This is a genomic window from Mycoplasma tauri (genome assembly GCF_016925555.1).
Classification (GTDB): Bacteria; Bacillota_I; Bacilli_A; order Mycoplasmatales; family Metamycoplasmataceae; genus Mycoplasmopsis; species Mycoplasmopsis tauri.
In genome coordinates, this window is record NZ_CP070479.1 from 70,762 (window position 1) to 84,866 (window position 14,105).

At 25.5% G+C, this 14,105-nt stretch carries 10 protein-coding genes and 5 tRNA genes; 4 read left to right on the forward strand and 11 right to left on the reverse strand.

The features are described 5' to 3' along the window. Positions 1 to 78 precede the first annotated feature (78 nt). A complete protein-coding gene (ruvB, locus tag JS510_RS00305) occupies positions 79 to 1,029 on the reverse strand; it encodes a Holliday junction branch migration DNA helicase RuvB (protein ID WP_205517394.1) in 951 nt (316 codons plus the stop codon). Further along, entirely contained in the window at positions 1,010 to 1,606 is a 597-nt protein-coding gene (ruvA, locus tag JS510_RS00310) for a Holliday junction branch migration protein RuvA (protein ID WP_205517395.1), read from the reverse strand. The genes ruvB and ruvA overlap by 20 nt, the downstream gene beginning before the upstream one ends. 139 nt (positions 1,607 to 1,745) lie before the next feature. Here ruvA and JS510_RS00315 point away from each other — a divergent pair, with 139 nt between their 5' ends. After that, the gene (locus JS510_RS00315) at positions 1,746 to 1,967 is read left to right on the forward strand and encodes a hypothetical protein (RefSeq protein ID WP_205517396.1); all 222 of its coding nucleotides are present in this window, start codon (positions 1,746 to 1,748) and stop codon (positions 1,965 to 1,967) included. A gap of 53 nt (positions 1,968 to 2,020) precedes the next feature. Here JS510_RS00315 and JS510_RS00320 read toward each other — a convergent pair. From JS510_RS00320 to JS510_RS00340, 5 genes are all read right to left on the reverse strand, one after another. Next, positions 2,021 to 2,105 (reverse strand) — tRNA-Leu (locus JS510_RS00320). Positions 2,106 to 2,115: 10 nt separating this feature from the next. Continuing rightward, positions 2,116 to 2,191 (reverse strand) — tRNA-Thr (locus tag JS510_RS00325). 5 nt (positions 2,192 to 2,196) lie between these two features. Next, a tRNA-Val gene (locus JS510_RS00330) sits at positions 2,197 to 2,272 on the reverse strand. A gap of 4 nt (positions 2,273 to 2,276) precedes the next feature. Continuing rightward, positions 2,277 to 2,352 (reverse strand) — tRNA-Glu (locus JS510_RS00335). A gap of 3 nt (positions 2,353 to 2,355) precedes the next feature. Then, positions 2,356 to 2,430: transfer RNA gene (locus JS510_RS00340), tRNA-Asn, on the reverse strand. 253 nt (positions 2,431 to 2,683) lie between these two features. Here JS510_RS00340 and JS510_RS00345 point away from each other — a divergent pair. Next, positions 2,684 to 3,886: a DUF2179 domain-containing protein gene (locus tag JS510_RS00345; protein ID WP_205517397.1), complete on the forward strand. Its 1,203-nt coding sequence runs from the start codon at positions 2,684 to 2,686 to the stop codon at positions 3,884 to 3,886. Between the two features lie 26 nt (positions 3,887 to 3,912). On the opposite strand, the gene JS510_RS00350 is transcribed toward JS510_RS00345, so the two are convergent. Beyond that, the gene (locus JS510_RS00350) at positions 3,913 to 5,793 is read right to left on the reverse strand and encodes an Mbov_0119 family protein (RefSeq protein ID WP_205517398.1); all 1,881 of its coding nucleotides are present in this window, start codon (positions 5,791 to 5,793) and stop codon (positions 3,913 to 3,915) included. A 249-nt stretch (positions 5,794 to 6,042) separates the two neighbouring features. Here JS510_RS00350 and JS510_RS00355 point away from each other — a divergent pair, with 249 nt between their 5' ends. Further along, entirely contained in the window at positions 6,043 to 8,418 is a 2,376-nt protein-coding gene (locus JS510_RS00355) for an MAG6410 family transglutaminase-related lipoprotein (RefSeq protein WP_205517400.1), read from the forward strand. A gap of 371 nt (positions 8,419 to 8,789) precedes the next feature. Next, a complete protein-coding gene (locus tag JS510_RS00360; RefSeq protein ID WP_205517401.1) occupies positions 8,790 to 9,677 on the forward strand; it encodes a hypothetical protein in 888 nt (295 codons plus the stop codon). A gap of 293 nt (positions 9,678 to 9,970) precedes the next feature. Here the strand turns inward: JS510_RS00360 and JS510_RS00365 are convergent, their stop codons facing one another. The 3 genes from JS510_RS00365 to JS510_RS00375 are packed head-to-tail and all read right to left on the reverse strand — an operon-like array spanning position 9,971 to position 14,023. Continuing rightward, entirely contained in the window at positions 9,971 to 10,453 is a 483-nt protein-coding gene (locus tag JS510_RS00365) for a DUF3899 domain-containing protein (RefSeq protein ID WP_205517402.1), read from the reverse strand. 56 nt (positions 10,454 to 10,509) lie between these two features. Next, positions 10,510 to 12,927 carry an ATP-binding cassette domain-containing protein gene (locus JS510_RS00370; RefSeq protein ID WP_205517403.1) on the reverse strand — a complete coding sequence of 806 codons (2,418 nt, stop codon included), beginning with the start codon at positions 12,925 to 12,927 and terminating at the stop codon, positions 10,510 to 10,512. Further along, a complete protein-coding gene (locus JS510_RS00375) occupies positions 12,917 to 14,023 on the reverse strand; it encodes an ABC transporter ATP-binding protein (protein WP_205517404.1) in 1,107 nt (368 codons plus the stop codon). The genes JS510_RS00370 and JS510_RS00375 overlap by 11 nt, the downstream gene beginning before the upstream one ends. Between the last annotated feature and the right edge of the window lie 82 nt (positions 14,024 to 14,105).

Consider the following 14,105-nt stretch of genomic DNA (forward strand, 5'->3'; position numbering starts at 1 on the left):
TAATACTATGTGAATAATAGTAAAATATCTTTTATTTTTTTAGCGTTTTTTCTAAACATTTATTCAAATGGAAATAATTTAATATTTATTCTTTAACAAATAATCAACACCTTTAGTTGTAATTTTTCTACCTCGAGGAGATTTTTCTATTAGTTGTAAAAATAGTAAATGAGGTTCAATATCATTAATTAAGTTTTCCTTATTAATATTTAAAATTCCAGAAAGAGAATCAATTGAAATAAATTTATTATAGAAAGATTCCTTAAGAAGTGATAAGTATTCTATGTGTTCCTTATTCAGTCCTAAATTATATAATTCAAGATGTTTAAAGGCATTTTTAGCATCTTGTATACTGATTTTTTTGTTGTTATTTTTGATGGCAAAATCATAAGATCTTTTTAAAAGATGATTTGCTATTCTAGGAGTGCCCCTGGAGTATTCAGATATTAATTTTAATACCCCATCGTCTGATGTAATATTCATTTTTGTGCTACTTTTTTCTAAAATTTTAACAATTTGATTATTATCATACTGGCTTAATCTAGCTAAAAAACCAAATCTATCTTTAAATGGTTGACTTAACAGATTAATTTTTGTAGTAGCTCCTACTAATGTGAATGGTTTAATATTCATTCTCATTACTTTAGAATTTCCCTCTGGTCCTATAATTAAGTCGATTTTAAAATCTTCCATAGCGTTATAAATTATTTCTTCAACATTTTTGTTTATGCTATGAATTTCATCAATAAAAACTATATCATGTTCATTAATGTTGGCGAAAACACTTAAAACATCAGACTTTTTTTCAAGCAATGATCCTTGCAAATAATGTACTTTCTTTTTTAATTCATTTCCAATGATTGAAGCTAACGTTGTTTTTCCTGTTCCGGGCGGCCCATAAAATAATATATGATCAAGCGTTTCTTTTCGATGCTTTGATCCTTCTATCATAGTTTTTAGTGTTATTAATAGTTTATCCTGGCCTATAAATTCATTAAAATTGGATGGCCTAAGTAGAAGCTGATTCATAATTATTAACAGACATTAGTTTAATTGCTTCTTCAATCATTTCTTCCAAATTTGCAGATGTAGAAATTTGGGCCAGCGCATTATCTATTTGTTTCGTTTTAAAACCCAACATTTTTAAAGTGTCCTTGGCTTCATTTAATTTTCCAACTGATAGATTAATGTTTTCAGTAACCTTTGGATTGATCATTTTTGATCATTTTTGTTGTAATTCTGCACATATTAATCTTGCAGATTTTTGATTCAAATAAGGTATTTCAACCAAGGCCTCTATGTTCCCTTGTGCAATTAATGCAGAAACTTTTTCAAAACCTTGATTAAGAATATTAAATGCTGCTTTTGGTCCAATTCCATTTAATGAAATAAGATCAATAAATAATAATCTTTCTTTAAAATCTTTAAAAGCATAAGTAGCTCAATAATAATCATTTTTTATTTCAAAAAGATACAATTTACATTTTTGATTATTATTTATCCTTTCATGATTTGGAAATATAACCGAATAACCAACTCCTTGACTTTCAAAAATTAAATTTGAGTTATTTTTGTGAATTACTTCACCAATTCTATATAAAATCATTTTTTACCTCCATATCAATATCAATATTTTGTATTCAAGTTAGAAATAGAAAAAAACGGAAAAAAATGGGAAAACGAATGCTTTATTCCCATTTTTTTCCGTTTTTAGTAGATACTATTCATTAACAAGTTGTAATGTTATGAAGAAAAAAATTAATTTTTATCAAGTAAAATCTCTTATAAAAAAACATGGATATGAAATAGATTCCGTTGATTGTATTGAAGATATTTTATTTATTAATATGGTAATGAATGAAAATAAAGGAGCAATAAAATTTGATATAGATAAAGAATTACTTACTATAGTAAAATTTCCTAATTTACCTATAAAACAGCTAAATTATCCAAATAATTATCTATAAAAAAAGAAAAAAAGAAAACTGGAATGTCTCCAGTCTTTTGAATTCAAAAGATTTGGTGCGCGGGGAGGGACTTGAACCCTCATGCCGTAAAGCAATAGAGCCTAAATCTATCGTGTCTGCCAATTTCACCACTCGCGCTAAAAATATCTGGTGCCGTCTATAGGACTCGAACCTACGACCTACTGATTACAAGTCAGTTGCTCTACCAACTGAGCTAAGACGGCATAAATGGTGGAGAGTAAGGGGTTCGAACCCATGACCTCCGCCTTGTAAGGGCGATGCTCTCCCAGCTGAGCTAACTCTCCGAAATGGTAGTCTGTACGGGAATCGAACCCGTGCGTGCATGGATGAAAACCATGTGTGTTAACCGCTTCACCAACAGACCATATGGCGCCGATTACAAGGATTGAACTTGTGACCAACTGGTTAACAGCCAGCTGCTCTACCGCTGAGCTAAATCGGCATCTTTTTCTTACATTGCTTAATTTCAATAAAGCTTCTTAATTATATATAAAAAAATTTTTATCAAAATTATTTTTTTAAAAAAATTAAAGTATTGATTAATAAGGTTGAGATATTTTATAAATATGAAGTATTTTTCTTACCCCTTTTATATAAAAAAATAAGACAAATAATAGTATGGGCAAAACTATTGCACTTTTGGATATCATTTAAATTAATAGACAATTTTAATTTTATATTGATAAAATAATAATATGTATAACTTACCAGAACCAGATAAAAACAAACAAAAAACTGAAAAAAAGACAAAAAAAAGAATAAATTTATTAGCTACAAGCGAAATAAATAGAGTTAAAGTTAGTGAAAAATTACTACATTTTTCTTTCTTGCATACTTTAACTAAATTTTGACAACAAGCAATAGCTGTAGCGATTATTTGCTTTTTATTTTCGTTTTTTGGAATGCTTTTAATTCAAAATACAGGTCTTTATGGACTCGGTGTTGATGCAATTAGCCATGGAGGGGCTCGTTTAGCTGCTTTTTTAGTTGTTCATAATGGAGGAACAGAACAGAATGCTAGAATTACATTTAATGTTTTGTTCTGGGCTATAAACTTTATTATAAATATCCCTATGTTTATTTTTGCATCGGTAAAAATAAACAAACAATTTGCACTTTTAACAACTTTATTTATGTTGTTTACGACCATTTTTGGTATAGCAATAAGTAGTATACCAGGCACAGAAGATTGATTTATTTTTGGTAGATTATTAGACAAAGAATACAACACTAAAAATGATATTATTCAGATTACTACATGGGCAGTTAACTACACCAATAATCCAAATAACCCTGTTTCTGTTATGTTTTATGGTCTTTTATGGGCAATTATTCAAGGTGCACTTGCTGTTGCATTATTAATAGTCAATTCATCAACTGCAGGATTTGATATTTTTGTTGTTTGATATTCTCAAAAGAAATTTAAAAACTTAGGAATTGTTTATATTATTATTCATATTATAAGTTTGGTGTTTTCTAATTTTATAGGAACTTATATTCCGGCAGCGCTTGAAAAAGATAATTGAAGTATAGATATATTTTTCAATGCCAGCTTTGCTAGTTCATTTGTATTAATTTTAGTTAATGGTATTGTGGTTGATATTTTATTTCCAAAATATAGAATGGTTAAAATTGAAATTTACACAAAGAAACCAAATGAAATTATGGACAAAATTTTTGCACTTAAAGATAAACGATATGCTGTTACAGTTGCTAATTTTAAGGGCGGGTACAATAAAGAAGCGCAACCAGTCTTAATTATTAATACTATGTACATAGAATCTAAAACCGCTCTTTCTATTGTCGATCAAGTGGATCCTAATGCTATGATATATATGTTTGATATACATAAAATGAGGGGTCATGTTTATATGTCTAGTACTGTAAATAAGGAATAAAATATAAAGTAGAAAATATTATTTTTCTACTTTTTTTCTCATGAATGAACAGTTGATAAGTCTGGCACTTCAAAATATTTATTTGGTTGCTTAATGTGTTTATATCATTGATCAATCATTCAAATATGTTTGTCTATGCTTCTAGTAACTACAGATTCACCATTTTTATTAGTAACCGAGTATGCTCAAGTATCAAATATTCCGCCTGTTTTACGTAATACAGTGATATCTTTTCATTTTTTTAGGTAATAATTGTATGAAAAAGGAATAATATTTCTATCATTAAATTTAGTTGTGTAGTATCTGCTTTGTTGTATATCATTTCAAGTTAAGTCAAGATAATAATACTTTCCGTTTTCTTTTGATTTATATATATTTCAAGCATGCGGCTCTACAACATTTGTACGCGAAAATTTATCATTTTTTTCATCATATTCATACCCATAGACATCTCCAGTAAAATATGCAATATCTATATTCAAAAAAGTGGCATAAAGAGCTAATGTTCGAGCATATGTTTCGCAAACACCTTTAACAGAATCATGTAAACTAGGATTTTTAGAAAAAACTGCTGGATTTCTCATTTCAAGGTTAATTTTTCCAGTTCGAATTTCTTCTCCAGCGCTTTCTAAATCATAGTCAATACGCCATATTATAAAATTATGCAAACTTCTTATTTTTTGTTCTTCTGTATATTTTTTCGAGATTAAATATGGAATTGTTTTGAGAATATAATTTTTTAAATCTTGTCATTCATCTTTGTTATGTCTATAAACTAATGTGTTTCCCTTAATTTTTTTATGCTTTTCTCCGTTTATTATTTCATTTGACAAAAATAGTTGTAAATCAGCTGTTGTAGAAGAAGAGGGAGCTGAAAAATAGCCATAGGTTCCAAGTATTTCATTAATATGAAGATTTAAATATGCATATTCAATTTCTTTTTCATTAATAGTACCACCATTGTATTTTTTATTATTTGGAAATAATTTTTTGAACTCATCATAGTTATATGGTTTCATAAAATAGTCATACTCAAGTATAGCTAAATCATTATTTTTATTTTTGCCTGAGGGCTCTTTAACATAAAATCCACCATCATTTATTAGTTGTATTCTCAAGTCTTTTATTTTGTCATTTGGAGATGATTTTATAAAATCTAAGTTATTTAAATCTACTGTATAAGCATCTTCTAATGGGTTAAATGCTAGGTCTCTATTTAGGAATTGTATGTTAATAAATGCCTTTGTTTCATTAATTATTTTCTGCACATAATTTATTAGTTGAATATTATTTTTATCTTTAGAAAGACAAAAGTCAATAAAATGTTTAAGTCCATTTTTCTTTATTAGAAAATTTTTATAAAGAAATGCATAATGATGTTTATCAGCATCGAATTTGTTAGTATTTATTTCAACCGAATTTGCCTGTAAATCAAGCCATTTTGATAAATGATTTAAATATAATTTATTGTGTTTAAAAATATCAAAGTTATGCTTTAATACACTTAATATTGTTTTGGAATTATGCGATGACCCATTTTTTAAATCATTGTTATCATACAAGAAAATTAATTCATGCCATAATTTATCAATTAATTCATAGCTATTTAATAAAAAATAATTAGATGTTTTGTCACTTCTATTTTTTATAGGGATAGTATAACCAGTAAAAGTTTTATAAATTTGAGTTTGTGCTTTATTATTAGTTTTTTTAAATTCTTTTTCTGAAACTAAGCCATTGTAATTTAATTCTAAATCACTGTTTATTGTGTTGTTTCTTATTAAATTTTTTGATGTACTTGCTTTAGAAAAATAGTGGGTTCTATTTTTGGAAAATGAATAGCAAGAAATTGTGACGCTAGAGTTAATCATTATTGTTGCAGTAAGAATAATTCCAAGCTTTTTCATTATTTTTCCTTTTATATTTCCATTTTTATTAATTTTAACAAAAATAATTTAATAAATTTTTTATACGCTTATAAAGGTGGCTAATGTAAAAAAAGTCTTTGCTTTCTAAAAAATGAAAAAATATTTATAAATAGATGCAATTTATTTTAATAGTTTTATAATAAACGCGATTAATATGTCAGTAACGTTTGAGTTTCTATTTATCTTATGAGCTTGAATATAGTCAAATTAATCTGTTAGGTGGTTAAAATGAAAAATAAAAAAATAAGATTAGCGGCGTTAAGTTTATTATCAAGTTCAAGCTTGATTACTATTATTTCATTATCATCTAGTTGTTTAAAGTCAAATAACAATAATAATGATTCTGCAAATATTCAAACAAAGAAAAATAACTATGATAATAGCGATCTCAAAAATATAGAAGGACAACACTATAGACAGAAAGATAAAAAGAAACTTGACAAAATAGTTTCTATTGAAAAGAAAGATGAATCTAAACTAGATGAAGAACCAAGTGAAGATAATGCAGAATTACAAGAATCAAAAGCAAAAGCAAGTTCTTCAGCTAAAATAGAAAGCATTCCAAAACCTATTATTAAAAATGATATTGGAACTAATGAAAAGAAAACTAGACCTTTAGAAGCGCTTATTCCTGCGGAAGATTTAAATCTAGGAAATGATCGTGAAGAAGGAATGTTTAATGAAAAAGAGCACCAATATTATTATCGTCCGCTTATAAAGCTTGACAAAGATTTAGTTATTAAGAAAGAGTCAAGTGAAAGCAAGAAGGAAGCGGCTGACAATAAAGAAAATGCCGCCATTCATTCAAAAGATGGCGTAGACACTATTAAACAAAAAATATTAAACACAAGATATGCTGGTTATAACTATTATTCACATCCAGATTATCATTTTAAAAATGATAATGTTGAGTTAAAAACTGATCAATCATATCAGTTACAACTTTTTGATAAAAATAATATGCCAATGTCTGGAGTTAAGTGATATTTAAGAACCCATTATCCTAGTGATTTTGTTTATGAACCAATGCAAAAAACTCCTGATGAAGTAGCAATTACTCTAAGTGATACTGGATTAATTACTTCTAAAAAAATTGAAGGACAAAGTAAAAACTATGAAATATGAGCAGAGTACCAAGGGTATATATTTAAGGCTGAAATTAAAATTTATTCAGTTAATGAAACAATATCGTTGAACCATCATGAATTAACTTTGCAAAAAGTCAAGGAATTAACAAGTAATTGAAAACATTTATCTAATGTTCAGAAAGCATTAAAAGCATATGAATGAATAACAAAAAATGTCAAATATGTTGAACGTGGAGATTTTGTCTCAGATCAAACTGCTTATTCAGCTATTATTGAAAAAGCTAGTGTATGTGCAGGCTATGCCAAAGGGTATAAAATGTTTATGGATGAAATGAATATTCCATCAATACTTTTAACTGGAAAAGTAGGAAATGAATGACATCTTTGAAACTTAGTTGAAATTGATAGCAAATGATATCATGTTGATGCTACATGAGGGGCAAAAGTAAGTCAAGACGGCATACAAGAAACTTACTATAATTATTTTTTGATTTCTAATTATGATATACAGTGAAGTAGAGATTATATTAAGCCTTTTTCGCTTGAAAGAATGGGAACTAAATATCGTGCAATAAAAATGGATAATTTTGTTATTGATAAGGAGGATATTAAAAAATTAATTGAAAGAAAACTAAGTGATAAAACAAATAATATTTTAGAACTGACCACTCCTTTTTATAATTATGATACAGAAATTCAACAAGCAATTAAAGAAATAACAGGTGCAAATCCACAATATGGAAGAAAATTAGAAAATAGACATATTAGAAATTTTGTTAAGTACGAATTTATGCTACCACGCATTGATAAAAAAGCTACAAAAGTTAATTTAGAAGTTTCAAAATTTACTAATGATAAAAGTAATTATATAATCAAAATAAAACCTAGTGCTGATATTGAACTATCATCAAAAAACATTTTTGTAGAAAAGGCATTTATAAAAGATGTTGAAAAAGTTAGTGATGGCTATCTAGTTTATTTAGAAAATTTTGATACATTTGGTGATGCAAATATAAATTTAGATATATTTAAAATTGGTTACGATTTTATAATTAAAAATAAATCTTTTACTTTTAATGTTTTAAAACATGAAACACCTAATGTGGTTTTTGAAGGAGTTTCTGATAGATCCGCCATCTTAAAAAACATTGATGAATCAATGGAATATAGAGTTAATACAGGAGAATGAAAATCAGTCACAAAAAATGAAATTTTGTTAGATGATATAGGAACAACAACGGTGTCAATACGTAAAAAAGAAACAGCTAGCCATTTTGCTTCTGACATCCAATTAATTAAACCTTATAAACCAAGAGATATCAATAATATAGTTAAATATTATGGTGGTTGAATTACTGGAGTTAATGAATCGATGCAATACCGTCTAAAAGGACAGGAAGAGTGAACTAATATTAATGATTACAAAATTAAATTACCTAGTGGTCAATATGAAATAAGAGTTAAGCCTGGCATCAATTCTTTAGCTTCTGAATATCATACAGTGTATGTGAATTAATTAATAAAGAAACAGCGAATTCTTAATTTGTTGTTTTTTATTTTTTTATAAAACAGCTATAAAAAAAGCTATTTTGATAATATATCTCACAATTCAGGAATTTTTTAAAATACATATTAAAGAATTATTGTTAAAAGATTTTTTTATTTATAGATAAACTAGTCAGATAAAATATTTGATTTACCATATTTAAAATTAGCTTAGATAATATTAATTCAACTTAAATGTTTAATAAATAGTTATTTCTTTTTTTAAAATTATTTTACTTTTTGAAACTTTATAGGCAAATAATAAATTTGTTTCTTATACTTTAATTAATTTGTAATTTGATGAACTTTTAGTTAAATTTGGTTTTTGTTACAATAACAAATATGAATGAAAAAAGTTACTTTGATTTAGAAATTTTTGAGAATAAAAAGATACCTTTGATAAATATTAAAAATAGAAATTTTATTAATGCTGTTTTGCAAGTTGATTCAAATTATAATTTTGACATTAATGGTAAAGAATGTGATCAAAAATTTATTAAATATTTAAGAAATAAAATTAAAAACTTAGATAAGTTAGAATCGGGAAATAAAATTCAATTAAGAGAAATCTTAGAAGACAAAATTAAAGGCAATCATGGATCGTCTAGTTTTTGGTTTTCAAAAATTAAAGATATGATAGAAAACAAAAATCAAAATAATGATCTAACCTATGAAGAATGCATTTTAGGAGCAATTATTTCTGTTGATAGGATTAATTCAACACATTTGGAGGCTAACAAAAATGCTCGTTATAAAATTTGAAAGAGAATAATAAATGAAATTGCTCAAGACCCAAAAGAGTTTAAAAATGCTTTGGAAGCAGACTGTGATTTAAATAATCCTGAGAATCACATATTGTTTAAAATTTCTGATCCAGTTTTAAAAGAAGACGAAAAAGAAAAAACGCGCTATAACTTATCTTTTGCTTCAAAATTTTGTGCTTATGCAACAAAAATTATTTCAGGAAAAATGTTATATCCTAAGTATGATAAAATTGTTCGCAAAAATTTGCGCCTCTACTATAAAAAGTATGTTGACAAAAATGCAAAAGTTAGTAAAAATTTTTATGATAAATATGATAATAATATTGAAAAATACAAAAAATATAAGAATCATATTGAAGAAATAGTTAAAAATGTAAATGTTAAACTAGACATTAATGAAGAAGATAAAATATCAATTGATGATTTTGATCATATTGTTTGATATTTTTTAAAAGGTAAAAATTAGAATTTATAGGTTTTTTGACTATTAATACTTTGGTATATTAAACTTTTAATTTTTGCTTTACAAAAATTAGTTATAAAAGATGTAGTTATTTATACTAATAATAAAATAAACGCATATGTAAAAATAATCAAAGCGCCTACAAGCGCTTTTTTGAACAAATTAATATAATTTAAAAATAAATCATTTTAATAAAGAGAGTTAGTATGCATTTCAATAAATTCACACTTTATATGCCAGGAACTTATATAACTTTTAATGTTTATGACCAACAAATGAGGGCAACATATTATTTATTAATTAACTGCAGTTAAGATAATAGCTGAAATAAGGAAGATTATTGAAATTGCTGAAAGCAATCAAAGAACAAAATTATTTTTAGAAATATGACTATCAAATTTATTTTTTTTCTTTTCTTCTTCTAATTGTTCTTTTAATATTTTTAATCTCATATTACGCTCTGGGCTTGATGGTTTACTCTTAACTTCGTAAATTTTTTCTATAATCTCATTTTCTCTTTTAACATTATTTTTCTTAATAGATGAAAAAAACAGTTTTGATGTTAAAAGATACATCATGCCTACATAAGTTAGAATTGTCAATGAAATAATAAATGTAACATCTTGAGCAATTCTAATAGAACTATTAGTTTTATTGTTTTTTCATTTAAATAAATAAAAAAATAAGAACATTATTGATAAAATAATTAAAATTGCAACAAAATGCATACATTTTTTTCAGGAAAAAGATTGCTTAAAGTACTCTTTGTTTAATTTCATATTTTTATTATAAATTAATAATATTTATTAGAATAAAAAAGACCAAAAAGTCTATTTTATTGGTCTTCATCAATTGTAGAGCCATTTACAAATGTTTCTATTGATTCACCGCCTTGATCAATTAATACTGTATATTCTATGTCACTAGGAGCAATAAAATAACCATCATTTGGTTTGTTAGTTGAATCGTTGTGATATTTTTGATTTTCAGAAACTAAAATAGGTGTTTTTATATTGAGAGGCTTTATTCATTCATTAATTTGCTCTTTTGTCCCATATAAATAGTGATTTTCTTCAATTTTATACATCATAGGCTTGTTAGGAAATTTTTGTTCTTCTAAATAATCCGGTTCAAAATTAACATCATCGAATTTTTCATTAACATTTGATATTTTTGGGATTGCTTTAAATAAATTTACAGTATAAGGATGAATAGGTTTTTCAAAAACATCTTTAGTATAGCCTTTTTCTACAATTTTACCTAAATGCATTATTGCAACTTCATCAGCTATATGTTCAATCATTAATAAGTCGTGGGCTATAAATAACATACCTATATTTCTTTCCTTGCATAATTTTTTTAATAAATTTACTATCTGTGCTTGTATTGAAATATCTAGTGATGCCACGGGTTCATCAGCTATTATAATTTTTGGATTAACTATTAATGCTCTTGCAATTGCAATTCTTTGTCTTTGTCCTCCTGAAAATTCATGAGGGTATCGATAGGCAAATTGACGAAGTAAGCCAACTTCTTCTAAGGCTTTATAGATTTCTTGTTTTGTAATTAATTTAGCAATTATATTTTTTATGTTTGAGAAAAAATTTACCTTTTTTTCGACGCCAAATAATAAATAAATAGTTTCTAAATCCTTAAGTATATTTTTTATTTCAACATCAAATAATTTAAGTGATTCTAATTTATTAGCTATTTTTTGTTTGTATTGTTTAATATTATTTTTAAATTCAAAAAAATTGGCTTTATCATTTATTTTTTTAAGATTTTTTAATTCTTTCTTTATTTCAAAAAAGAATTGTTTATTAATTTCATTAATTTTTTTATCTAAAATAGAATTTTTTAAAATTAACTTTTTATATATCTTTGTTTCATGCTCAATCTGGTCAATAAATATGTCAGCTTTATTATTGTAATCTTCATCATGGTTTTTAAGATAACTTGACAAATGATGATTAGGTAAATTAATTTTTTCTTGTTTAGCAGAATAATTTTTAAGTATGTTTTTATATCTAGTTTGTTTTTCTAAAAGATAATTTTGTTTATTTTCAAATGATAATTTGTTATCTTGGCTAGCCTTAAAAAATTTTTCAATATCAAAGTCAAAGTAAAGATCTATTACATTTTTTGTAAGTTTTTTAATATTTTTATTTGGTTGAATTTCATTAAGATGTTTTACATAAAAGTCATCAGTATAATTATTTAATTCATGAATTAAAAATTTGATTTGGTCAAGTGATAAGTAACTTAATTTTTCTCTATTTTTTTTAATTAATTTATAATTATTTTTTATTAATAATTCTTTTTTATAGTTATAAACAGAAAATTTACTATTATCATGACATGTTGATGAAATGAAACAATATTTTTGTTCACTTTTATATGTTTTAAGAATATTGTTAATTGTATTTTTGTTTTCTAATATAAAATCATTATATTGATTTTTAGTTGAAGCTAGACGCTCTTTTATATTTTTTAGTTCAAACAATATTTTGCTTTTTTCATCATTTTCACTTATAAAATAGGAATTTTCATAAAATGTATTCCTATATTTAGTTTGTTCATCATAATAATGATTTATTAGATTTTTTGCTTGTGCATGAATCAAATTTATAATTTCGCTTTTAGCTAATTGTTTTTCTTCAAAATAATTGAAGTATAGTTGAAAATTGTCCTCTAATTTTTTTGAACTTAGATCAAATTTTAGGTTTGTAAGTTTATCATTTCATTTTGTCAAAAAATCTTGAATTATTTTATTTATTGCATGTAAATTTTCAAACTTAAGTTTCATTGAAATTAAATTAAAAAAATTTTTTGAGTGAGATTTAACGTTCTTTCAATCACTAAAAATATCAAAAATTTTTTTATTAATAATTCCACTAAAAATTAGAGGTTCTTTTAAAATTTGAAAAATATTTCTCCTGCCATTTAATGATGAATATGGGTCTTGAAATATCATTTGAACATTTTTTCTTAACATTTTTTCATTTTTGTGTGATATATATTTCCCACTTACATTTTTTCCATTTAAAGAAACTAATCCACTTGCATCATTTAAAAGTCTAATTATTGCGCGTCCAATAGTTGTTTTTCCACTTCCAGATTCTCCAATTAAACCAACAATTTCTCCTTCATGAATTTTTAAAAAAACATCATCAACAGCTTTATTTATATTTCCATTATTAACAAAATATTTTTTTAAACCTTGTATGTCTAAAATAATTTGCTTATTTTTCATGTTTGTCAAAAGCCTCTCTAAAAAATTTCAATTTTCTTTCTAATTCTTTTGGTTTTTTAATTATTGGAGCATCTGGATGCAATAATCAAGTAGCTGCGCTATGGTTATCATTGATTTTTATTAAAGGCGGTTCCTTTTCAAAATCTATTTCAAGAGCATAATCATTTCTTTGAGCAAAAGGATCGCCAGCTGGTAAATTAGCCATATCAGGAGGTGTTCCTTTGATTGAAAATAATTCTTCCACATTGCTTTCAGGAATAGCTGATATTAGTGCTCAAGTGTAAGGATGTGCTGGTTCAGTAAATATATTTTTTCTTAACCCTTTTTCAACAATTTTACCTGCATACATAACATAAATGTAATCACAAAATTTTGCAACAACGCTAATATTGTGTGATATTAAAATTATTGAAATATTGTATTCTTGTCTGATTTGCTCAAATAAAGACAAAACACTTGCTTGTATAGTGGGGTCAAGTGCAGTTGTAGGTTCATCGGCAATTATTAATTTTGGCTTAAGAGCCACTATCATTGCTATTAAAACTCTTTGTTTCATTCCTCCGCTCAATGTATGTGGATATTGATCATAAATATATTCAGGGGAATGAATTCCAAATTTTTCTAAAAGACCTATTAAATAGTTTTTTTTATCATTATTAGATTTAGATTTTCATTCATCATTTTTATTTAAAGCATCCATTAACTGTTTGCCTATTTTTCTTGTTGGATTGAGCGAAGTAATAGGATCTTGTGGTATATACCCGATATAATGTCCTCTTATTGATTGTCACATTTTTTCTTTTTTGAACTTAGTTATGTCAACATTATCAATTATGAATTCATCATAAGATGAAATAGTTTCTCTATTTGCATTTATTAATGCTTTGGAAAATACAGACTTGCCAGAACCTGATTCGCCAACTATACCAACTATTTGACCATAATTAATATCAAAATCAATGCCACGAACAATTTTTATCAATGAATTTTTAGTACTTTTGAAGCTAACATTAAGGTTACGGACTTTTAATAATTTATTGTCTTCAAACAATTCCACTTTTGTAGAATTCAAATTTTTATTATTTATCTTTTCCATAAAGTCTCCACTTTTTTAGTTCATTGATGTGTTTTATTTACAGTCACAATTAATGCTTATCACTTATATTTAATTTTTAATT